21 protein-coding genes are annotated in these 21,655 nt (G+C 71.2%); 18 read left to right on the top strand and 3 right to left on the bottom strand.

The annotated features are described in order from the left end of the window. Positions 1–84 precede the first annotated feature (84 nt). A complete protein-coding gene (gene lepA / locus M4960_RS03625) occupies positions 85–1,932 on the top strand; it encodes a translation elongation factor 4 (protein ID WP_111085750.1) in 1,848 nt (615 codons plus the stop codon). A gap of 128 nt (positions 1,933–2,060) precedes the next feature. On the opposite strand, the gene M4960_RS03620 is transcribed toward lepA, so the two are convergent. Then, entirely contained in the window at positions 2,061–2,561 is a 501-nt protein-coding gene (locus tag M4960_RS03620; protein ID WP_173168388.1) for a hypothetical protein, read from the bottom strand. A gap of 154 nt (positions 2,562–2,715) precedes the next feature. On the opposite strand from M4960_RS03620, the gene M4960_RS03615 reads away from it, so the two are divergent. Beyond that, entirely contained in the window at positions 2,716–3,363 is a 648-nt protein-coding gene (locus M4960_RS03615; RefSeq protein ID WP_111085748.1) for a DUF1990 family protein, read from the top strand. 81 nt (positions 3,364–3,444) lie between these two features. Here the strand turns inward: M4960_RS03615 and M4960_RS03610 are convergent, their stop codons facing one another. Then, entirely contained in the window at positions 3,445–4,137 is a 693-nt protein-coding gene (locus tag M4960_RS03610) for an HAD family hydrolase (RefSeq protein WP_185003103.1), read from the bottom strand. A gap of 28 nt (positions 4,138–4,165) precedes the next feature. Between M4960_RS03610 and hemW the strand changes: the two genes are divergently transcribed. Further along, a complete protein-coding gene (gene hemW / locus M4960_RS03605) occupies positions 4,166–5,407 on the top strand; it encodes a radical SAM family heme chaperone HemW (RefSeq protein WP_123292547.1) in 1,242 nt (413 codons plus the stop codon). Between the two features lie 9 nt (positions 5,408–5,416). Here the strand turns inward: hemW and M4960_RS03600 are convergent, their stop codons facing one another. Next, entirely contained in the window at positions 5,417–5,824 is a 408-nt protein-coding gene (locus M4960_RS03600; RefSeq protein ID WP_248703468.1) for a DUF4870 domain-containing protein, read from the bottom strand. Between the two features lie 88 nt (positions 5,825–5,912). Here M4960_RS03600 and hrcA point away from each other — a divergent pair, with 88 nt between their 5' ends. From hrcA to M4960_RS03525, 15 genes are all read left to right on the top strand, one after another. After that, a complete protein-coding gene (gene hrcA / locus M4960_RS03595; protein WP_123340397.1) occupies positions 5,913–6,935 on the top strand; it encodes a heat-inducible transcriptional repressor HrcA in 1,023 nt (340 codons plus the stop codon). A gap of 49 nt (positions 6,936–6,984) precedes the next feature. After that, a complete protein-coding gene (gene dnaJ, locus M4960_RS03590) occupies positions 6,985–8,097 on the top strand; it encodes a molecular chaperone DnaJ (protein WP_248703467.1) in 1,113 nt (370 codons plus the stop codon). Further along, positions 8,097–8,834, top strand: coding sequence for a 16S rRNA (uracil(1498)-N(3))-methyltransferase (locus M4960_RS03585; RefSeq protein ID WP_248703466.1), 738 nt, complete (start codon positions 8,097–8,099; stop codon positions 8,832–8,834). The genes dnaJ and M4960_RS03585 overlap by 1 nt, the downstream gene beginning before the upstream one ends. Positions 8,835–8,873: 39 nt before the next feature. Next, on the top strand, positions 8,874–9,227 hold the full coding sequence (locus M4960_RS03580) for a histidine triad nucleotide-binding protein (RefSeq protein WP_123292550.1): 354 nt from the start codon (positions 8,874–8,876) through the stop codon (positions 9,225–9,227). Then, positions 9,217–10,359, top strand: coding sequence for a PhoH family protein (locus tag M4960_RS03575; protein WP_374202864.1), 1,143 nt, complete (start codon positions 9,217–9,219; stop codon positions 10,357–10,359). The genes M4960_RS03580 and M4960_RS03575 overlap by 11 nt, the downstream gene beginning before the upstream one ends. Next, on the top strand, positions 10,356–10,817 hold the full coding sequence (gene ybeY / locus M4960_RS03570) for an rRNA maturation RNase YbeY (protein ID WP_111085740.1): 462 nt from the start codon (positions 10,356–10,358) through the stop codon (positions 10,815–10,817). Before M4960_RS03575 ends, ybeY begins: the two co-directional genes overlap by 4 nt. Positions 10,818–10,820: 3 nt before the next feature. Further along, the gene (locus M4960_RS03565; protein WP_159574052.1) at positions 10,821–12,140 is read left to right on the top strand and encodes a hemolysin family protein; all 1,320 of its coding nucleotides are present in this window, start codon (positions 10,821–10,823) and stop codon (positions 12,138–12,140) included. After that, complete coding sequence (era, locus tag M4960_RS03560) at positions 12,137–13,075, top strand: GTPase Era (RefSeq protein ID WP_123292554.1); 939 nt, start codon at positions 12,137–12,139, stop codon at positions 13,073–13,075. The genes M4960_RS03565 and era overlap by 4 nt, the downstream gene beginning before the upstream one ends. 67 nt (positions 13,076–13,142) lie before the next feature. Then, positions 13,143–14,477 carry a histidine kinase gene (locus M4960_RS03555; protein WP_248703465.1) on the top strand — a complete coding sequence of 445 codons (1,335 nt, stop codon included), beginning with the start codon at positions 13,143–13,145 and terminating at the stop codon, positions 14,475–14,477. After that, a complete protein-coding gene (locus tag M4960_RS03550) occupies positions 14,474–15,163 on the top strand; it encodes a response regulator transcription factor (protein ID WP_248703464.1) in 690 nt (229 codons plus the stop codon). Before M4960_RS03555 ends, M4960_RS03550 begins: the two co-directional genes overlap by 4 nt. A gap of 111 nt (positions 15,164–15,274) precedes the next feature. Continuing rightward, complete coding sequence (locus M4960_RS03545) at positions 15,275–16,027, top strand: ABC transporter ATP-binding protein (RefSeq protein WP_111085736.1); 753 nt, start codon at positions 15,275–15,277, stop codon at positions 16,025–16,027. After that, the gene (locus M4960_RS19590; protein WP_248703463.1) at positions 16,024–17,424 is read left to right on the top strand and encodes an ABC transporter permease; all 1,401 of its coding nucleotides are present in this window, start codon (positions 16,024–16,026) and stop codon (positions 17,422–17,424) included. Before M4960_RS03545 ends, M4960_RS19590 begins: the two co-directional genes overlap by 4 nt. Before the next feature lie 430 nt (positions 17,425–17,854). Next, on the top strand, positions 17,855–19,630 hold the full coding sequence (gene leuA, locus M4960_RS03535) for a 2-isopropylmalate synthase (RefSeq protein WP_123292557.1): 1,776 nt from the start codon (positions 17,855–17,857) through the stop codon (positions 19,628–19,630). A gap of 357 nt (positions 19,631–19,987) precedes the next feature. Further along, positions 19,988–20,854 carry a DNA repair protein RecO gene (gene recO / locus M4960_RS03530; protein ID WP_131920522.1) on the top strand — a complete coding sequence of 289 codons (867 nt, stop codon included), beginning with the start codon at positions 19,988–19,990 and terminating at the stop codon, positions 20,852–20,854. Continuing rightward, positions 20,851–21,648 (top strand): isoprenyl transferase, encoded by a 798-nt coding sequence (locus M4960_RS03525; RefSeq protein ID WP_248703462.1) that lies wholly within the window; start codon positions 20,851–20,853, stop codon positions 21,646–21,648. The genes recO and M4960_RS03525 overlap by 4 nt, the downstream gene beginning before the upstream one ends. The last annotated feature ends 7 nt before the right edge of the window (positions 21,649–21,655 follow it).

Raw genomic sequence — 21,655 nt, 5'->3', positions numbered from 1 at the left:
TCGCACGTCGCGCAGCCGCGCCGTGCCTCCAGAGCGGGTGAAGCATGGGAGACTGGGCCGACCGTCCGACCCACCTGAGGAACCGTGAGCCCACAAGCATCCGCTCCGCTCGAGCCCGCCGCGACCCCGGCCGGCGCGATCCGCAACTTCTGCATCATCGCGCACATCGACCACGGCAAGTCCACGCTGGCCGACCGCATGCTGCAGATGACCGGCGTCGTCGAGGAGCGCGCGATGCGCGCGCAGTACCTCGACCGCATGGACATCGAGCGCGAGCGCGGCATCACGATCAAGTCGCAGGCCGTCCGCATGCCGTGGGAGCTCGACGGCGAGACCTTCGCCCTGAACATGATCGACACCCCCGGGCACGTCGACTTCTCGTACGAGGTCTCGCGTTCCCTGGCAGCGTGCGAGGGCGCGATCCTGCTCGTCGACGCCGCCCAGGGAATCGAGGCGCAGACGCTGGCGAACCTGTACCTGGCGCTCGAGAACGACCTCGAGATCATCCCGGTGCTCAACAAGATCGACCTGCCGGCGGCCGAACCCGAGAAGTACGCGGCCGAGCTCGCGCAGCTGATCGGCGGCAAGCCGGAGGACGTCCTGCGGGTCTCCGGCAAGACGGGCGTCGGCGTCCCCGAGCTCCTCGACCTGGTGGTCCGGCGTGTGCCGGCACCGGTCGGCGACGTCGAGGCCGCGCCGCGCGCGATGATCTTCGACTCGGTCTACGACAGCTACCGCGGCGTCGTGACCTACATCCGGATGATCGACGGCTCCATCAAGCCGCGCGAGAAGGTCCAGATGATGTCGACCAAGTCGACGCACGAGATCCTCGAGATCGGGGTGTCGAGCCCCGAGCCGATCCCGACGAAGGGGCTCTCCGTCGGCGAGGTCGGGTACCTGATCACCGGCGTGAAGGACGTCCGCCAGTCCAAGGTCGGCGACACCGTCACGAGTGCGCAGAAGCCCGCGACCGACGCCCTGCCCGGCTACACGGACCCGAAGCCGATGGTGTTCTCGGGCCTGTACCCGATCGACGGGTCGGACTACCCGGATCTCCGCGACGCGCTCGACAAGCTCAAGCTCTCCGACGCGGCCCTGGTCTACGAGCCCGAGACCTCCGTGGCGCTCGGCTTCGGCTTCCGCTGCGGGTTCCTCGGCCTGCTGCACCTCGAGATCATCACCGAGCGGCTCTCGCGCGAGTTCGGCCTCGACCTCATCACGACCGCGCCCAGCGTGATCTACGAGGTCACGAACGAGGACAACTCCGTGACCGAGGTCACGAACCCGTCCGAGTTCCCCGGCGGCCGCATCGTCGAGGTCCGTGAGCCCATGGTCCGCGCGGCGATCCTCGCGCCGAAGGACTACGTCGGCGCGATCATGGAGCTGTGCCAGTCGCGCCGCGGCTCGCTGCTCGGCATGGAGTACCTCGGCGAGGACCGCGTCGAGATCCGCTACGAGATGCCCCTCGGCGAGATCGTGTTCGACTTCTTCGACCAGCTGAAGAGCAAGACGCAGGGCTACGCCTCGCTCGACTACGAGCCCATCGGTGACCAGGCGGCCGACCTCGTCAAGGTCGACATCCTGCTGCAGGGCGACCAGGTCGACGCGTTCAGCGCGATCGTGCACCGTGACAAGGCCTACGCCTACGGCACGCTGATGACCGAGCGGCTGCGCAAACTCATCCCGCGCCAGCAGTTCGAGGTCCCGATCCAGGCGGCCATCGGCGCGCGGATCATCGCCCGCGAGAGCATCCGCGCGATGCGCAAGGACGTCCTGGCGAAGTGCTACGGCGGTGACATCACCCGCAAGCGCAAGCTCCTCGAGAAGCAGAAGGAGGGCAAGAAGCGCATGAAGACCATCGGCCGGGTCGAGGTCCCGCAGGAAGCCTTCATCGCAGCGCTCTCCGGCGACGTCGAGGAGAAGAAGAAGTAGCGCGCGTCGCGCCGGGCGCCGACGTTTCGCGCTGAGCGACACCGCACGCGCCGGGGCGGCCGTGGATTGTCGCTGGGCGCGAAGGTTCGCCCGGGCCGGTCGGCGCCGGCGGCCGCGGTCGGGCGCCGTCAGCGGAGGCGCGCGGCGCGGGTCCGCAAGGCGGCCAGACAGAGGGCCGGGAGGCTCGCGGCGGCCAGTCCCGCCAGCGCGGTCCGCAGGATGGTCCAGCCCGCAGCCGCGGCGAAGTCGTCCTGCGCCCCCGCGGCGATCCCGGCGATCCCGGCGAGCACGGCACCGACGACCATCGTGAGCGTCACGGCGGCGAGCAGGCGCGGCAGTCGCGCCGCGCGGTGCCGACGGACCGCCACGACCAGGGTGGCCCCGAACAGCAGGACACCCGTCCCGGCGCAGCACGCACCGACGCCAGCGATCACGTTGGCGGTGTCGAAGGCGTCCCACTGCGCGGCCGGCACGGCGACGTACCGCGTCGACGAGCCGATGCTCGCCGTCGTCGCGTCGACGAGGACACGCGCGAGTGCGGCGGCGCCGAAGGCGACGAGCGTGAGCGCGGCGAGCGTCGCGGTCCGACGGTCGACGGACCGCCAGGGCGCGGGGGTGGAGCGGGGCACGCTGCAACGATAGGGGCGGGGCAGGCGGGTGTCGGGCCTCCAGTTCGGGGTGCACGCGAACCGGACGACGCGACCCGGCCGACGCGACCTGGCCGACGCGACCTGAGCGGTGATCGGTTCGATCCGACGGGGCAGGCGCAAGTAGGCTGACGGCATGAGCATCCGCGGGAGCTACCGGACCGCCCTGACCTACGGCGCGGTGGGGGCGACCCAGGCGTCGGACCTCATGACGTACCCGCCCGAGGGGTTCACCCCCACCGAGTCGCGTGCCCGGATCGGGCACGGCGACCAGCGGTTCGAGACCGCGGTGACGCAGGCCCTGACGTGGCAGATCCAGGAGCGCAGCGGCATCCGCGTGCGCGTCGAGGAACAGCCCGACGACGACGAGGTCCGGTACAACCCGGTGACGTTCGACGACGACGGCGTCCCGATCGCCCCGGCCTCGATCGGCACGCCCCGGGTCGAGAAGTTCGCGCCGGACGGCACCCCGCTGGTGACCGCCGGCACGTCGGCGACGCTCACGATGCACGCCTTCGGGCGGACCGTGCAGGCGCCCGTGCGGGTCGTGTCGATCATCGACGAGCACGACCGCAAGGGCTTCGCGTACGGCACGCTCGAGGGGCACCCGCTCTCCGGCGAGGAGTCGTTCGTCGTCGAGCGCACGTCGGACGGTTCCGTGTGGCTGCAGATCCGGCAGTTCTCGCAGCCGTCGAGCCGGAAGTGGCAGTTCGTCGCGCCGCTGCTGCGTCGGCAGCAGAAGGTGATGGCGGAGCAGTACCTGGCGGCGCTGCGGGGCGACTAGCGGCGAGCGCGTGCTGGCGAGCGCCCGCCTGCTTGCGTGCGCGTGCTTGCGTGCGTGTGCTTTGTGCGCGTGCGCGCTGGGTCAGCGCAGCGGCGGCAGCGCCGCGATCGCGTCCTCGATCAGCGCGGCGTCGACCCGGCAGTCCCGCGCGACCGTGACCGCGTTGGTGACCCGCAGCGCCTCGACGTCGAACACCCCGGTGGCGACCGCCAGGAACGGGATGCCGGCGGCGTCCGCGGCCTCGCCGTCACGCGGGGTGTCGCCGACGATCACGGCACGGGTGCCGGCGAGCTCCGCCGCCGCGCGGGTGGTGACGTCCGCGCGCTCCACCTCGGTGTCGCCGAAGTAGGAGTGGTCCCAGTCGAACAGACCCTCGTCGAACCCGGCGCCGGCCAGCTTGACGCGGGCGCGGTACTCGGAGTTGCCGGTGAGCAGGCCGTTCCGCCACCCGAGCTCCGCGAAGCGGGTGAGCAGCGCGGTGGCACCGGGGACGGGGGACCGGTGGTCGCCCGAGGCGTGCCGCTCAGCGGTGAGGTCGCGGAGGTGGCCGCTGACCGTCGGGATGATCGTGTCCTCGAACGCGTGCGCACGGACGTGCTCGGCGATGAGCCCGGCATCGGTCCGACCGTGCTGGTGCCCGACGCGCAGGGTGAGGTCGCGGCCGACCGCACGCTCGAGCGCGAGGTGGTAGAGGTTGCCCGGGGACGACGCGTTCATCACGAGGGTGCCGTCGATGTCCCACAGGACCGTGGTGGGGACGGGGTGGTGCTCCATGCGTCCATCATGACGGACAATGGACTCCATGCCGAGTGCTCTCCCGATCGCCGATCCGGCACCCGCTGACGGACTGATCGTGCCGCGAGCCGCGGCGGGCTCCGCCGCCGGTTCCGACCCGGCGGCCGTGCCGTTCGGGGTCTACGTCCACGTGCCGTTCTGCCGGGTGCGCTGCGGCTACTGCGACTTCAACACGTACACGGCGTCCGAGCTCCGCGGCGTGCGCCGCGACGACTACGCCGGCCACGCCGTGCGGGAGATCGAGTGGGCCGCGACCGTGCTCGACCGCTCCGGCGTCCCGCGTCGGCCGGTGTCGACCGTGTTCTTCGGCGGCGGGACCCCGACGATGCTGCCGGCGTCCGACCTGGCGATGATCCTGCGGGCCATCGACGACACGTGGGGGATCCTGCCCGGCGCCGAGGTCACGACCGAGGCGAACCCGGACTCGGTCGACGCGTCCTCGTTGCAGACACTGCGCGAGGGCGGGTTCAACCGGATTAGCTACGGCATGCAGTCCGCGGTCCCGCACGTCCTCGCGACCCTCGACCGCACGCACGACCCGTTGCGTGTGCCGGTCGTCGTCGACCTCGCGAAGCAGCAGGGCCTCGACGTCTCCCTCGACCTCATCTACTCGACACCGGGGGAGTCCCTCGACGACTGGCGCACCTCGCTCGACGCCGCGCTGGCCTGCGAGCCCGACCACGTGTCGGCGTACTCGCTCATCGTCGAGGACGGCACCGCCATGGGCCGCATGGTGGCGCGCGGGGAGCTCCCCGCCCCCGACGACGACCTGGCCGCCGACATGTACGAGCTCGCCGACCAGGTGCTCGGCGACGCCGGGTACTCCTGGTACGAGGTGTCGAACTGGGCCCGCGGCGACGCGCACGCGAGTCGCCACAACCTGTCCTACTGGAAGGGCCACGACTGGTGGGGTGTCGGCCCCGGCGCGCACTCCGCGGTCGCCGGCACGCGCTGGTGGAACGTGAAGCACCCGGCCGCGTACGCGAACCGGGTGCTGTCCGGCGAGTCGCCGGCCGCCGGGCGCGAGGTCATCGACGACGAGACCCGCTACGTCGAGCGCCTGCTCCTCGCCGCGCGGGTCCGCGGGGAGCTCGCGACGAGCGAGATCCGCCAGGAGGCCCGTGGCCGGGTCGCGGGACTCATCGCACGCGGTCTCGTGGACGGGTCGGCCGCGGTGCGGGGACGCATCGACCTGACCCTGCAGGGTCGCCTGCTGGCCGACGCGGTGGTGCGGGAGCTGCTGGACTGACCGGCGTCCCTACTGCTTGATGAACTCGATCGACAGGGGGTAGCGGTAGAACTGGCCCTGGTTCGCGGCGACCGCCGCCATGATGCCGAAGACGATCGTCAGGATCGCGATGATCGGGAGCAACAGTGCCCCGATCAGCGCGAGCGTGAGGATCCCCGATACCACGTAGGCGATGCCCATCGTGATGTGGAAGTTCAGTGCGACCCGGGTGTGCTCGCGGATGAAGCCGCCGCGGTCGCGCAGCACCAGGTACGCCACGAGCGGGGCGACGAAGTTGAAGAAGATCCCGCCGATGTGGGTCAGCGTGGCCCAGAGGCGCTGGTCCTCCGGGCTCATCGGCTGCGGCGGGGTGTACCCGCCCGGGTACTGGGGCCCGTTGGGGTTCTGCGGGCCACCGGGCTGCTGTCCGTAGGTCATGCCGGAAGCGTATCGGGGGTGCAGTCGTGCGGGCGTAGGATCAGCAGTCGACACGTCCGAGTGCCAGGTCGACCAGGAAGGAGCGCTCGTGGTCAGTGAACGCAGCCTCGAGGTCCTGAAGGCCATCGTGCGCGACTACGTGGCTTCGCGCGAACCGGTCGGCTCCAAGACGATCGTCGAGCGGCACGCCTTCGGCGTCAGTGCCGCCACGATCCGCAACGACATGGCCCTGCTCGAGGACGAGCAGCTCATCGTCGCGCCGCACACCTCGTCCGGCCGGGTGCCGACCGACAAGGGCTACCGGCTGTTCGTCGACCACCTCGCCGCAGCCCGGCCGCTGACGAGCGCCCAGCGGCACGCCATCGAGACCTTCCTCGGGGCCCCGAACGACCTCGACGAGGTCCTCGGCCGCACCGTGCGCCTGCTCAGCCAGCTCACGAACCAGGTCGCCCTGGTGCAGTACCCCTCGATGGTGCGCGCCCGGGTGCAGCACGTCGAGCTGGTGCGCCTCGGCGACGCCCGGCTCATGGTCGTGCTCATCACCGACACCGCCCGGGTCGAACAACGCGTCGTCGAGACCGACGTCGCGCTCGACGAGCCGCTGCTGACCGAACTCCGCACCGTGCTGAACGGCGCGGCCGTCGGGCTCCTGCTGCAGGACGTGCCCACCGCGCTCCGTGCGGTCCCGCAACAGCTCCGGCCCGACGCCCAGGCACTCGGCGGGGTCGTCGTGGCGACCCTCATCGAGCAGGTCGCGGCGAACCGGCAGGACCGCCTGGTGATGGCCGGCGCCGCCAACCTGGCGAAGAGCGAGCAGGACTTCTCCGGAGGCCTCTTCCCGGTGCTCGAAGCGATCGAGGAACAAGTCACCCTGCTCCGGTTGTTCGGGGAGATGCAGGTGGACGACATCGCGGTGGCGGCCAGCATCGGCGTCGAGAACGCCGAGTACGGGCTCGACGCCACGAGCATCGTCGCCGGCGGGTACCTCGCCGGTGGCGGCGAGGTGGCACGCCTGGGTGTCCTGGGACCGACCCGGATGGACTACGGCACGAACATGGCTGCCGTCCGGGCCGTCGCACGGTACCTGTCCAAGCTCCTGGGCGAACACTGATCGACTGCAACACCGACCGACCGACCGAACACAACCGACTGAGGGATACGTGGCAGACCACTACGACGTCCTCGGCGTCCAGCGAGACGCCTCCGATGCCGACATCAAGAAGGCCTACCGCCGCCTGGCGCGTGAGCTCCACCCGGACGTGAACCCTGCTCCAGAGGCAGCCGAGCGGTTCAAGGACGTCACGCACGCGTACGACGTCCTGAGCGACCCGGAGCAGCGGCGCCGGTACGACGCCGGGCCCCAGGCCGACAGCCCCTTCGGTGGCGGCGCCGGCGGGTTCAGCGACATCTTCGACGCCTTCTTCGGCGGCGGTGGTGGTGGCGGCCGGGGCAGTGGTCCCCGCAGCCGTGCCGAGCGCGGGCAGGACGCCCTGCTCCGCATCGACGTCGACCTCGACGAGGTCGTCTTCGGCATCCACAAGGACGTCGAGGTCGACACGGCCGTCCTGTGCGAGACCTGTCACGGGTCGTGCTGCGCGCCCGGCACCAGCCCGCGCACCTGCGACATCTGCGGCGGGTCCGGCAACATCCAGCGCCAGGTGCGTTCGCTGCTGGGCAACGTCGTGACCAGCGCCCCGTGCGGCACCTGCCGCGGCTACGGCACCGTCATCCCGAGCCCCTGCCCGACCTGCCAGGGGCAGGGCCGCGTCCGCGCCCGTCGCACCGTGCCGGTCGACGTCCCCGCCGGCGTCGACTCGGGCCTGCGCCTGCAGATGCCCGGACAGGGCGAGGTCGGCCCCGCCGGTGGCCCCTCCGGCGACCTGTACCTGGAGATCCGGGTCCGGCACGACGACGTCTTCAGCCGCGACGGTGACGACCTGCTCGCCACCCTCGAGGTCGCGATGACCGACGCCGTGCTCGGCACCACCACGACGATCGACGGACTCGACGGGCCCGTCGAGCTCGAGATCCGTCCCGGGGTGCAGAGCGCCGACGTCCTGGTGATCAAGGACCGCGGCATCACGAAGCTGCGCGGGAGCGGCCGCGGCGACCTCCGGGTCGGCGTGCAGGTCGTCACCCCGACGAAGCTCTCGCACAAGGAACGCCAGCTCGTCGAGCAGCTCGCGAAGTCGCACAAGGCGTCGGCGCCGCAGCTCGCCCGGTTCCAGCAGGGCATGTTCGGCAAGCTCCGCGACCGCTTCTTCAACTTCTGATGGCATCGCTCTACGTCGTGGAGTCGCTCGACGGGGTCGCCGTCGGTGGCTCCGTGACGCTCGACGGGGCAGAGGGGCGGCACGCCGTGACCGTCTCGCGCGTACGGGTCGGTGAGACGTTGCGGCTCTCGGACGGACGGGGGACCGTCGTGTCCGGTGCGGTGGACTCCGTCGACCGCGACTCGCTGGTGTTGTCCGTGGCATCGCTGTCCGTCGACCCGCTGCCGGTCCCGTCGCTGACGCTCGTGCAGGCCCTCGCCAAGGGCGGCCGGGACGAGATGGCGGTGCAGGCGTCGACGGAGATCGGTGTGGACCGGATCGTGCCGTGGTCGGCCGCGCGCAGCGTCTCCCGGTGGGAGGGCTCGAAGGTCGAGAAGGGGCGATCGCGCTGGACGGCCATCGCGCACGAGGCCGCGAAGCAGGCGATCCGGTCGCGGGTGCCCGAGGTCGGGCCGCTCGTCACGACGGCGCAGCTCGTCCCCGCCCTCGGTGCCGGTGCTGCGGTGCTCGTGCTCGATCCCACCGCGACCGTGCGGCTCGCGACCTGGGAACCGACGGCGGACCTCGACGAGATCGCCCTCGTGGTGGGGCCGGAGGGCGGCATCGACGGCTCCGAGCTCGACCGGCTCGAGGCCGCGGGAGCGATCAGGGTCCGGCTCGGCGACAGTGTGCTGCGGACCTCGACCGCCGGTCCCGCGGCACTCGCGATCCTGCAGGCCGGACTCGGGCGCTGGTGAGGGAGGCCCGAGGTCGGTCCTGCGTTCTACGATGGAGTCATGAGCACCAGCACGCCCAGCGTCTTCAGCAAGATCATCGCGCGCGAGATCCCGGCGACCGTCGTCGCCGAGGACGACCGCGTGATCGCGATCGAGGACATCGCCCCGAAGGCACCCGTCCACGTGCTGGTCATCCCCAAGACCGAGCAGTACGCGAACGTCGCCGAACTCGCGGCCGGTGACCCCGACCTCCTCGCCCACCTGGTCGCCACCGCGCAGCGCATCGCCGACGAGCGCGCCGGCGGCCAGTTCCGTCTCGTCTTCAACACCGGCGAAGCCGCCGGTCAGACCGTGTTCCACGTGCACGCGCACGTACTCGCAGGTGAACTGCAGGAAGGCACCCTTGCCGGCTAACGAACCAGCACAGCCCACCACCGACGACGACCAGGTCGTCTCCGTCGCCCTCCAGGTCGACGGCATCGCCATGGTCCAGCTCCTCGGTCCCCAGGACCGCCTGCTGAAGACCGTCGAACGGCAGTACCCGGGCGTCAAGGTCGTCGTCCGCGGCAACGAGGTCACGCTCACCGGGCCCGAGCGCGAGGTCGCGCGGGCGAAGGCGCTCGTCGACGAACTCGTCGGCATGGTCAAGCGCGGGCAGGACATCGGCCCGTCGGACATCCCGATGTCGGCACGGATCCTCGACGACGACCGCAAGCCGTCCGACACCTTCGGCACGCCGATCGTGTCGAGCCGCGGCAAGTCCGTGCGGCCGAAGACCGACGGGCAGCGCGCCTACGTCGATGCCATCGACGAACACACCATCACGTTCGGCATCGGCCCCGCCGGCACCGGCAAGACGTACTTGGCGATGGCGAAGGCCGTACAGGCCCTGCAGCGGCGTGAGGTCACCCGGATCATCCTGACCCGTCCCGCGGTCGAGGCCGGCGAGCGGCTCGGGTTCCTGCCAGGCACGCTCACCGACAAGATCGACCCGTACCTGCGGCCGCTGTACGACGCCCTGAACGAGATGATGGACCCCGAGCTGGTCCCGAAGCTGCTGGCTGCGGGCACGGTCGAGGTCGCGCCGCTCGCGTACATGCGCGGCCGGACGCTCAACGACTCGTTCGTCGTGCTGGACGAGGCGCAGAACACGACACCCGAGCAGATGAAGATGTTCCTGACCCGTCTCGGGTTCGGCTCGAAGATGGTCGTGACGGGTGACATCACCCAGGTCGACCTGCCGGGCAACGTGTCCGGACTCCGGCTCGTGACGCGGATCCTCGAGACGGTCGAGGACATCCACTTCGCCCGCCTCGGCAGCGCGGACGTCGTGCGGCACACGCTCGTCGGTCGCATCGTCGACGCCTACACCGTCTACGACGAGGAACGCCTCGCCGAGCAGGCCGGTCACCGTCCCGGTGGCCGGGGCACCGCGCCGGTCGGCAACCCCGACGGCGCCAACCGTGCCGAGCGCCGTGGTCGGCCGCCGCAGGACCGCCAGCGACCCCCGTACCCCCAGAACGACGCCCGAGGAGGCAACCGGTGAGCATCGAGCTCAACAACGAGTCCGGGGTCGAGGTGGACGAGGCCGCCATCCAGCGCCTCGCCGCGTTCGCCCTCGACGCGATGCACGTGCACGCCGACGCCGAACTCGCGATCGTCCTGGTCGACGAGGGCGCGATGGAGCAGCTGCACGTGCGGTGGATGGACGAGCCCGGCCCCACCGACGTCCTGAGCTTCCCGATGGACGAGCTCCGACCGGGCACCGAAGAGGACCCCACGCCCGCCGGCCTGCTCGGCGACATCGTGCTCTGCCCGCAGGTCGCCGAGGAACAGGCGAAGACCGCCGGGCACTCCAGCACCGACGAGATGCTGTTGCTCACCTGCCACGGCATCCTGCACCTGCTCGGGTTCGACCACGCCGAGCCGGACGAGAAGGCCGAGATGTTCGGGCTGCAGGGCGAGATCCTGACGGCCTTCGCGGCCCAGCGCCGGGGTCGGTAGCCGATGCTCGTCGTCGTCGGTCTGCTCGCGGTCGCGCTCGGGCTCGTCGTGCTCGGCGGGCTCCTCGCCGCGAGCGATGCCGCGCTCTCCGTGGTGTCCCGTGCCGACCTCGACGAGATCGCCCGCGGCAACAAGCGTCGTCGTGCGCTCGAGGCGATCGCGGACGACGTCGGCGCGCACGTCAACGCCCTGAACTTCTTCCGCGTGCTCGCCGAGACCGCCGCGGCCGTGCTCGTCACGATCGCCCTGGTGCGGGCGTTCGACAGCTGGTGGGTGGCGCTCATCGTCTCCGCCGCGATCATGACGGCCGTGTCGTTCGTGCTCGTCGGGTCGAGTCCGCGCAGCGTCGGACGAGCGCACGCCGAACGGCTGCTGGCGTCCACCGGCGGCCTGGTGCGCGCCGTCCGGATCGTGCTCGGTCCGCTCGCCGGCCTGCTCGTCCGGATCGGTGACCGCGTGACCCCGGGCCGCGGCCGCAGCGCCTCGACGGTGTCGAGCGAAGAACAACTGCTGTCCCTCGTCGACGAGGCCACCGAGAGCAACGTGCTCGAGGACGAGGACCGCGAGCTCATCCACTCGGTCTTCGAGTTCAGCGACACCCTCGTGCGCGAGGTGATGGTGCCGCGCACCGACATGCTCACGGTCGACGGCTCGGACACGCTCGCCGCGGGCATGGAGCAGTTCCTCGCCGCCGGGGTGTCCCGCATGCCCGTCACCGGCAAGGACAGCGACGACGTCCTCGGCGTCCTGTACCTGCGTGACGTGTCGCGGGCGCTGTACGAGCGACCGGGGTCCGGCAGCGAGCGGGTCACCCGACTGCTGCGTCCGGCCGAGTTCGTGCCGGAGTCGAAGGCCGCCGACGACACCCTGCGGCACATGCAGGTCGCGAAGAACCACCTGGTCCTGGTCGTCGACGAGTACGGCGGCGTCGCCGGTCTCGTCACGATGGAAGACCTCATCGAAGAGCTCGTCGGGGACATCTCCGACGAGTACGACCGCGCCGTGGTCGACCGGGTCGAGGTCGAGCCCGGCCTCTGGCGCATCTCGGCCCGACTGCCCGTCGACGAGCTCGGCGACCTGTTCGGCATCGAGCTCGACGACGACGACGTCGACACCGCCGGCGGTCTGCTCACCAAGGAGCTCGGCCACCTGGCGGTCTCCGGCGACACGGTCACGGTGTCCGGCGTCGTCCTGACGGCCGACCGGGTCGAGGGCAAGCGCCGCCACCTCATCACCGTGCTCGCCGAACGCACCGACGCCCTCGCGGGTGTCGAGGACGCCTTCGACGACGCCACCACCACGACGGGAACCACGCACGCATGACCGACTCCGACTCCACCCCCACCGCCTCGGGCAAGCCCTACCGCGCGGGCTTCGTCTCGTTCGTCGGGCGTCCGAACGTGGGCAAGTCCACGCTGACGAACGCGCTGGTGGGCCAGAAGGTCGCGATCACCTCGTCGAAGCCGCAGACCACCCGTCGCGCGATCCGCGGCATCGTGCACCGGCCCGACGGCCAGGTCATCATCGTCGACACCCCGGGTGTGCACCGTCCCCGCACCCTGCTCGGCGAGCGGCTCAACGACCTGGTGCAGTCCACGCTCGGTGACGTCGACGTCATAGGGTTCTGCGTCCCCGCCAACGAGCCGATCGGCCCGGGCGACCGCTTCATCAACGACACCCTCGACCAGTACCCGCGGGCCAAGAAGGTCGCGATCGTCACCAAGATCGACCGCACCTCGAAGGACAAGGTCGGCGAGCAGCTGCTGGCCGTCTCCCGGCTCCGCGACTGGGACTCGATCATCCCGACGTCCGGCACGAAGGGCCTGCAGCTCGAGGACCTCCTCGGCGAGATCACCTCGTTGCTGCCGGAGTCGCCCCAGCTGTACGACTCGTCGGCCGTGACCGAGGAGACCGACGAGGAGCGCATCAGCGAACTCATCCGCGAAGCCGCGCTCGAGGGCGTCCGCGACGAACTGCCGCACTCGCTCGCCGTCGTGATCGAGGACATCGTCGAGCCGGACGAGGACGACGACGCCGACGGGCCGCTGCGCATCTTCGCGAACCTGTTCGTCGAGCGCGACAGCCAGAAGGCGATCGTCATCGGCCACAAGGGGGAGCGCCTGAAGGACGTCGGCTCCCGCGCCCGCGTCGAGATCGAGTCGCTGCTCGGCGGTCGGCACGTGTACCTCAACATCCGTGTGAAGGTCGCCAAGGAGTGGCAGCGTGACCCCAAGCAGCTCGGACGCCTCGGCTTCTGAGCGTCCGGCGCCAGGAGTCATCCACACGAGGGACGCGCCCGTGAGCCGAGCGCCGTACCGTGGACGCGTGTTCCGTCCCATGCTGCGCGCGCAGGTCATCACCGACGTGGTCATCGCCGTGGTGCTCGGCTCGCTCGTGCTGATCACCTCGGCGCGGGGCATGGAATCCCCGCTCGCGATCGTCACGGTCGTCGGCATGACCGCTGCCCTCGCGCTCCGACGGCTGTCGCCCGGACTCGCTCTGGCCGTCGCCTGGGTGTTCGCGGTCTTCGAGATGGTCACGGGTCAGATGCCCGACCTGTCGAACGCCTTCATCGCCGCGGTGCTCTACACGACGAGCGCCTACGGCAGTCGGCGGGTGCGGCTGGCCGGACTCGTCTCGGCCATCGTCGGGTCCGTCACCGCGGCGCTCTACATCGGCGTCGACGACTACCGGAACCGGTTGACGATCGAGACCGCGTCGACGCCGCTCCAGGAGTCGGTGCAGGTCACGGTCTCGTACTTCGCCGTCGTCCTGCTCCTGCTGCTGCTGCCGTGGCTGGCCGGCCTCGTGGTCCGTACCCGCCGGTCGGCGAGCATGAGCCGTGAGGCCCAGCTGCTCGCCGAGCGCGACGCCGCCCGTGCCGACCGAGCGGTCGCGGTCGAACAGGAACGCGTGCGCATCGCCCGCGACATGCACGACATCGTCGCGCACTCGCTCGCGGTCGTCATCGCCCAGGCGGACGGAGCCCGCTACGCGCTGAAGGCGGACCCCGCCGTCGCCGATCAGGCCCTCGGCACCATCTCGACCACCGCCCGCCGGGCCCTCGGCGACGTCCGCGAGCTCCTCGGTGCGCTCCGACACGAGCAGGGGACCGTCCCGACGCCGGAGATCGACGACATCGACCGGCTCGTCGGCGAGATGCGCCAGGTCGGCCTCGACGTCCGGGTCGAGCGCGAGGGCGATCCGACCGGCCTCCCCACCACGACGCAGCTCGCGGTGTACCGGATCGTGCAGGAGAGCCTGACGAACGCCTACAAGCACGGTGAGCCCGGCACGCCGGTGCACGCATCACTGACCTACAGCCCGGACACCGTCGAGATCGCGGTGGTGAACCGCCGCGCCGACGACGGCACCCGGGGCCCCGGCACCGGGCACGGCCTGGTCGGCATGCGCGAGCGTGCCACCATGACCGGCGGCACGATGACCGCCGGGGTCCGTGGCCCCGACTTCGAGGTCGCCGTCCGCATGCCCGCCGTCCCCGCGAGCGGGCAGATGCCCCGCGGGCGCATCACCCCGACCGCGAGCCCGACCGCGAGCCCGACCGCGAGCCCGACCGCGAGCCGGGCCGCGAGCCCGACCGCCGAGTCGGCCCCCGCCCCGACCAGCAGTCCGACCGAGCAGGAGCGCACCGCCCGATGACCACCACCCCGCCGGCCGACGGCCGCATCCGCGTCGCCCTCGTCGACGACCAGGCACTCTTCCGCACCGGCATCCGGATGCTCATCGGTTCCCAGCCGGACCTGCACTTCGTGGGCGAGGCGGGCGACGGCGCCGAGGGCGTCGAACTCGTCCGGCGCACCCGGCCGGACGTCGTGCTCATGGACGTCCGCATGCCCGTGATGGACGGCATCACGGCGACCGCGCACATCGTCGAACAGGCCGGTACCGACGGCGCGAAGGTGCTCGTCCTGACCACGTTCGACTTCGACGAGGCCGCGGCGAAGGCCATCCGGGCCGGGGCGAGCGGCTTCGTGCTGAAGGACGCCGACCCCGAGTTCCTGCTCGCCGCCGTGCGGACCGTGCACGCCGGCACCGCGGTCTTCGCGGCCTCGGCGACGCGGGAACTCCTGCGGCGCTACGACGACTCCGTCGAGCAGGCCGCCACCGTGCCGGCGACGTTCGACGACCTCACCCCGCGCGAGCGCGAGATCTTCGACCTGGCGGCCCGCGGCTTCAGCAACAGCGAGATCGCGCAGCACGAGTACGTCAGCGAGGCGACAGTGAAGACCCACATCTCGCGCGTCCTCACGAAGCTCGGACTCCGCGACCGCGTGCGCCTCGTCGTGTTCGCGCACGAGCACCGGCTGGTGAGCAAGGCCGACTGACGGACGTCATCCGATCGGATGACCCGTCCACAGGAAGTCGAGCCGAGCGGCTCATCCACAGGAGCCGCCCGACGGACGCGGGGCGGGCCTCCCGGACGCCATCGTTGGTGCATGACCACCAGCCACGCTCCGATCATCCGACTCGACCACGTGTCCAAGCACTACGGCGACGCCGCGCGCCGGGTGACGGCGCTCGACGACGTCAGCGTCGACATCGGCGCGGGGGAGTTCACCGCAGTGATGGGGCCGTCCGGGTCCGGCAAGTCGACGCTCATGCACGTCGCCGCGGGACTCGACGCGGTGTCCGCGGGCCGCATCGAGATCGACGGGGTCGACATCACGGGGCTCGGTGACAAAGACCTGACCGAGCTCCGTCGCCGCCGGCTCGGGTTCGTGTTCCAGTCGTTCAACCTGGTGCCGACGCTCGACGTCAGCGAGAACATCCGGCTGCCGTTCCTGCTCGGCGGGCACAAGCCGTCGAAGGACGAGAGCGCGTGGATCGACCGCCTGGTCGACCAGCTCGGACTCGGCAACCGGCTGTCGCACCGGCCGCACCAGCTGTCGGGTGGGCAGCAGCAGCGCGTCGCCATCGCCCGGGCGCTCGCCTCGCGGCCGGCAGTCGTCGTCGCCGACGAGCCGACGGGTGCCCTCGACTCGCGCACCGGCCGTGACGTGCTCGCGATCCTGCGCGGGGCCGTGCAGGAGTGGGGCCAGAGCGTCGTCATGGTGACGCACGACCCCGTCGCCGCCGCCAACGCCGACCGGATCCTGTTCCTCGCCGACGGCCGGGTCGTCGCCGACCGCCCGGCGATGGACGCCGGCGCGATCTCCACCACGATGCTGGGGATGGAGGCGGCAGCGTGAACGGCGTCCGCCCCTTCGCCCCCACCGTGCTGGTCGCGGCGCTCGGCACCACGTTCGGCTCAGCACTCGTCATCGCCCCGGGCATCGTGACCGAGGCGCTCGGCGCCGCCGGGCTCGCCGACCTCGGCCCGGTCAGGGCGATCCTGTCCGTCGTGGGGTGGCTGTTCCTCGGCATCGCGCTGTACGTCGGTGCGATCGTCACCGCCAACACCTGCGCGACCCTCATCGCCGGGCAGACCCGCATCATCGCGTTGCAGCGGCTCGTCGGTGCCACCGGCGCCACGCTCCGGGCCCGGATCACCCGGACCGGACTGGTCGTCGGGGTGCTCGGCGGACTGATCGGCGCCGTCGTGGGCACCGGACTGTCAGCGGTGTTCGTGGTGGTCCTGCGCGGCAACGGGTTCCTGCCCGACACCGACTACACGCTCCTGCCGTGGGAACTCGTGCTGCCGATCGTGGCCGTGGTCCTGGCGACCTGGGGCGCGTTCGCAGCGGGCTCCCGCCGGGTGCTGACCGTCACCCCGCTCGAGGCGCTGTCCTCGAGCGTCGAACCGAGCCACGACGACGTCCGCTCGGGCACCGCCCGCAAGGTCTGGGCCATCGTGCTCATGGCCGGCGGCGCGGCGCTCATGCTCATCGGGCTCGCGGTCAGCGCGAGCTCGCCGATCGCGGTGCTGCCGGCTGCCCTCGGCGGGTTCGTGTCGTTCGCCGGCGTCGCCGTCGGAGCGACCATCGTGATGCCGCCGGTGCTGCAGCTCATCGGTCGGATCGGCTCGCACGACCCCGTCGTCCTGCTCGCCGGCCGCAACGCCATGCGTGCGCCGGGTCGGTCCTCGCGGGCGACGATCGGGCTCGTCATCGGCGTCACCCTGCTCGTCACCTTCGCCGTCGCACTGGGGATCATGCAGCACGTGCTCGAGGCCCAGCTCGAGCAGATGGGACAGGGCCAGACGACGACCGAGATGGTGCAGGCGCAGCGCGACTTCTTCGTCCAGCTGAACGCCGTCGTCAGCGTCATCGTCGGGTTCTCGGCCGTGATCGCCGCCGTCGGGGTCGTCAACGCGCTGGCACTCGGGGTCCTGCAGCGCCGACGCGAGCTCGGGCTGCTGCGGGTGCTCGGTCTCACCGGGGCGCAGGTCCGCCGGATGATCGTGACCGAGGCCGTGCAGATGGTCGTCGCGGCCGTCGTCTCGGGGCTCGTGCTCGGCACCTTCTACGGATGGGTCGGCGGGCAGACGCTGCTCGGGTCGCTCGGGCACCCGGTCACGCCCGTGCTGCCGCCGCTCACCATCGGGATCGTCGTCGTCGGGGCGCTCGTGCTGGCGGTCGTCGCGACGATCGCGCCGGTGCGGCGCGCGATGCGCGTGCCCCCGACCGAGGCGCTCGCGGTCGACTGACGCGGCGCTCTGGTCGCACCACGCGGCGGACGGGAGGCACGGTGCCAGCTGGCACCGTGCCTCCCGTCCGTCGCGTGGTCGCGTGGACGTGTGCCGCACCGCAGTGCCACGCCGCTCACGTCCGTTGAATGGTCACGAACTGTCGCCTGGACGCGGCTCAGGTGACAGAACGTGACCGCTCGGCGGCCGACCCGCGGCATGTCGTGACCGCTCGCCCCCGTCCGGTGTCCGGCTCGGACCGTGCCTGGCCGCCCCCGCGTCACGCGCTTGTCACACAGCAGCCCGCCGGTGCTACCGTGGACTCGATGTACTCGGCACTCCTCCTCCTTCGCTGCCGCGACGAGGCCTGACACACCGGCCCACCTCGTCGCGGAGTCCGTCGTGGCCGCACTCACCAGAGCACACGAACACGCGACGAAAGCGACGAACGATGCAGAACACGCAGCAGCCCTCCGGGATGCCGATCCACAAGTACGTCCCCTTCCACGAACAGATCTCGGTCGAACTGCCCGACCGCACCTGGCCGACGAAGCGCATCGAGCGGGCCCCGCGCTGGTGTGCGGTCGACCTGCGTGACGGCAACCAGGCCCTCATCGACCCGATGGACGCCGAGCGCAAGCGCGCCATGTTCGACCTGCTCGTCGGCATGGGCTACAAGGAGATCGAGGTCGGGTTCCCGAGCGCCTCCCAGACCGACTTCGACTTCGTCCGCAGCCTGATCGACGAGGGCGCGATCCCCGACGACGTCACCATCCAGGTGCTGACCCAGGCGCGCGAGCACCTCATCCAGCGCACGTACGAGGCGATCGACGGCGCGAAGCAGGCCATCGTCCACCTGTACAACTCGACGTCGATCGTGCAGCGCGAGGTCGTCTTCCGCACCGACGTGCAGGGTGTCGTCGACATCGCGGTGGCCGGCGCGAAGCTGTGCAAGGCGGCCGAGGCGACGCTGCAGCACGACACGACGGTCTACTACGAGTACTCGCCGGAGTCCTACACGGGCACCGAGCTCGAGGTCGCGCTGCAGATCTGCAACGCCGTGCTCGAGGTCTTCGAGCCCACCCCCGACCGCAAGGTCATCATCAACCTGCCGGCCACCGTCGAGATGGCGACGCCGAACGTCTACGCCGACTCGATCGAGTGGATGTCGCGCAACCTCGCGCACCGCCAGGACGTCATCCTGTCGCTGCACCCGCACAACGACCGCGGCACCGCCGTCGCCGCCGCCGAGCTGGGCTACATGGCCGGCGCGGACCGCATCGAGGGCTGCCTGTTCGGCAACGGTGAGCGCACCGGCAACGTCGACCTCGTCGCGCTGGGCATGAACCTGTTCACGCAGGGCATCGACCCGGAGATCTCGTTCGCGGACATCGACCAGGTGAAGCGCACCGTCGAGTACTGCAACCAGCTGCCGGTGCCGGAGCGTCAGCCGTGGGCGGGCGACCTCGTCTACACGGCGTTCAGTGGCTCGCACCAGGACGCCATCAACAAGGGCTTCGAGGCGATGAAGGCCAAGGCTGCCGCCGCGGGCAAGGACATCGACGAGATCGAGTGGGCGGTGCCGTACCTGCCCGTCGACCCGAAGGACATCGGCCGGTCGTACGAGGCGGTCATCCGCGTCAACTCGCAGTCCGGCAAGGGCGGCGTCGCGTACCTGCTCAAGACCGACCACGCCCTCGACCTGCCCCGCAAGCTGCAGATCGAGTTCTCCGGCGTCGTGCAGCGGCACACCGACACCGAGGGTGGCGAGTTCTCGTCGCAGCGCATCTGGGACGTGTTCCAGGACGAGTACCTGCCCGCCTCGACCGACGACGACAAGTGGGGCCGGTACGAGCTCACCAAGACGGCGACCTCGAGCGACTTCGACGGCACGACCTCGCTGTCGGTCGCGCTCCGCGTCGACGAGGGCTCCGTCACCGCCGACGCCGTGGGCACCGGTCCGATCGACGCGTTCCTCAAGGTCCTCGCCGAGCAGGGCGTGCAGGTCACGCTGTACGACTACTCGGAGCACACGATGAGTGCCTCCGGTGACGCCAAGGCGGCGTCGTACGTCGAGCTCGACGTCGACGGCGTGCGCTTGTGGGGCGTCGGCATCGACGCCGACATCTCGACGGCCTCGCTCAAGGCGATCGTGTCCGCGGTGAACCGCGCGGTGCGCGCCGGTGCTGCAGCCGGCGCCGACTCGCCGGAGCTCGTCTCCGCCTGAGACGCGGCCAGACCGGGAGGCTCGTCTCCGCCTGAGACGCGACCAAGCCGGGAGGCGCGGTGCAGGTCCGTCCTGCACCTGGGCCCACGCCGGCCGGTTCCGGGCCGACGCGCCAGCGGCGGACCGGCCGTGCCCGGTGGGGAGCCTCCCGTCTGTGCCCGGTCTTTCCCCCGTCACGCGCGATGGCAAGTCGAATCGGGCGTACCTGATCGTTTCTTTCGACCAGGTACGCCCGATTCCGCTCGGTACCCCTGCGCGCGGCGCGCGCGGCTGCGCGCTGCGCGCAGGGCGCGCGCGGCGCGCGCGGCTGCGCGCTGCGCGCAGGGCGGTGTCGGCGGGGCGGGGGATACTGGGGGCATGCCGCTGTACCGGGACGAGTGCGTCGTGTTGCGCACCCACAAGCTCGGGGAAGCCGACCGCATCGTCACCATGCTCAGCCGGCAGCACGGCAAGATCCGCGCGGTGGCCAAGGGCGTGCGGCGGACGGCGTCGAAGTTCGGCAGTCGGCTCGAGCCGTTCATGGTCGTCGACGCCCAGTTCTACGAGGGCCGCTCGCTCGACATCGTCACGCAGGCCGAGTCGCTCGGGGCCTACGGGGCGCAGATCGTCGCCGACTACGGCGCGTACACGGCTGCGAGCGCGATGGTCGAGACCGCCGACCGCCTGAGCGAGGCCGACGCCGGGCTGCAGCAGTACCTGTTGCTCGTCGGCGCGCTGCGGTCGCTGTCGCGCGGTGAGCACCACTCCAGCGCGACGCTCGACTCCTACCTGCTCCGTGCGATGAGCATCGCGGGGTGGGCGCCCTCGTTCAGCGACTGTGCGGTCACGGGGGAGCCCGGGCCGCACTCCGCGTTCGTGGTGCAGCTCGGCGGGGTCGTCGCCGACCGGGCTGCGCCTCCCGGCACACCGCGGCTCGACCCGGCGACCCTCGGCGTGCTCGGTTCGCTGCTCGCCGGCGACTGGGCGAGCGTCGACGCCACCGACGAACGGACGCGGTCGCGGGCCTCCGGCGTGGTCGCGGCGTACGCCCAGTGGCACCTGGAACGATCGCTCCGGTCCCTGCCGCACGTCGACCGCTCGGAGCACCCGCTGCCCGTGCCGCTGACCCACGACGGACCCGAGGCGACGGCACGCGCGGTGGCCTCGACTCCCGCACCCGCACTCCCTGACCCCGATCCCGCCGCGGAAGGAACCCGCACCGTGGAAGGAACCCCCACCGCATGAGCCCCCGCCGCCCTGACGACGCCGAGTCGTTCCGCCCGATCGACTGGACCGGTGAGACGCCGCCGGCGATCCCGGCCCGGTTCGTGCCGGACCACGTCGCGATCGTGATGGACGGCAACGGCCGGTGGGCCAACGGGCGCGGGCTCACCCGGATCGAGGGGCACAAGGCGGGCGAGGCCTCGCTGCTCGACGTCGTCGCCGGCGGGATCCAGATCGGCGTCAAGCACATCTCGGCGTACGCGTTCTCGACCGAGAACTGGAAGCGGTCGCCGGAAGAGGTCCGCTTTCTGATGGGCTTCAACCGCGACGTCATCCGGCGCCGGCGCGACCAGCTGAACGAGTGGGGCGTCAAGGTGCGGTGGGCTGGACGTCGCCCCCGGCTGTGGCGGAGCGTCATCGACGAGCTCGACCGTGCCGAGCAGATGACCGCGGGCAACGACGTGCTCACCCTGACGATGTGCGTCAACTACGGCGGCCGGAACGAGATCGTCGACGCCGTGCGGGGGATGGCCGAAGAGGTCGCCGCCGGACGCCTCAAGCCGAGCCAGGTCACCGAGAAGGCACTGGCGAAGCGGCTCTACGTGCCTGAGATGCCCGACGTCGACCTGTTCCTGCGCAGTTCGGGGGAGCAGCGCACGAGCAACTTCCTGCTGTGGCAGTCGGCGTACGCCGAGATAGTGTTCCTGGATCGCCTGTGGCCGGACTTCCGCCGCACCGACCTGTGGGGCGCGATCGAGGAGTACGCACGCCGCGACCGTCGCTACGGCGGTGCGGTCGACGCCCCGACCGCCTGACGCACCC

Source organism: Curtobacterium sp. MWU13-2055, assembly GCF_023242305.1.
Classification (GTDB): domain Bacteria; phylum Actinomycetota; class Actinomycetes; order Actinomycetales; family Microbacteriaceae; genus Curtobacterium.
The sequence above is the reverse complement of the archived record's forward strand: the minus strand, read 5'-3'. Positions and strand labels throughout refer to the sequence as shown.

Excerpts from the sequence above, each read along its gene's own strand:
- M4960_RS03615 (WP_111085748.1), top strand. The coding sequence starts at position 2,716 with ATGAGCATCCGCGGGAGCTACCGGACCGCCCTGACCTACGGCGCGGTG.
- M4960_RS03610 (WP_185003103.1), bottom strand. The coding sequence starts at position 4,137 with ATGGAGCACCACCCCGTCCCCACCACGGTCCTGTGGGACATCGACGGC.
- hemW (WP_123292547.1), top strand. The coding sequence starts at position 4,166 with ATGCCGAGTGCTCTCCCGATCGCCGATCCGGCACCCGCTGACGGACTG.
- M4960_RS03600 (WP_248703468.1), bottom strand. The coding sequence starts at position 5,824 with ATGACCTACGGACAGCAGCCCGGTGGCCCGCAGAACCCCAACGGGCCC.
- M4960_RS03585 (WP_248703466.1), top strand. The coding sequence starts at position 8,097 with ATGGCATCGCTCTACGTCGTGGAGTCGCTCGACGGGGTCGCCGTCGGT.
- M4960_RS03580 (WP_123292550.1), top strand. The coding sequence starts at position 8,874 with ATGAGCACCAGCACGCCCAGCGTCTTCAGCAAGATCATCGCGCGCGAG.
- M4960_RS03565 (WP_159574052.1), top strand. The coding sequence starts at position 10,821 with ATGCTCGTCGTCGTCGGTCTGCTCGCGGTCGCGCTCGGGCTCGTCGTG.
- era (WP_123292554.1), top strand. The coding sequence starts at position 12,137 with ATGACCGACTCCGACTCCACCCCCACCGCCTCGGGCAAGCCCTACCGC.
- M4960_RS03550 (WP_248703464.1), top strand. The coding sequence starts at position 14,474 with ATGACCACCACCCCGCCGGCCGACGGCCGCATCCGCGTCGCCCTCGTC.
- M4960_RS03545 (WP_111085736.1), top strand. The coding sequence starts at position 15,275 with ATGACCACCAGCCACGCTCCGATCATCCGACTCGACCACGTGTCCAAG.
- leuA (WP_123292557.1), top strand. The coding sequence starts at position 17,855 with ATGCAGAACACGCAGCAGCCCTCCGGGATGCCGATCCACAAGTACGTC.
- recO (WP_131920522.1), top strand. The coding sequence starts at position 19,988 with ATGCCGCTGTACCGGGACGAGTGCGTCGTGTTGCGCACCCACAAGCTC.
- M4960_RS03525 (WP_248703462.1), top strand. The coding sequence starts at position 20,851 with ATGAGCCCCCGCCGCCCTGACGACGCCGAGTCGTTCCGCCCGATCGAC.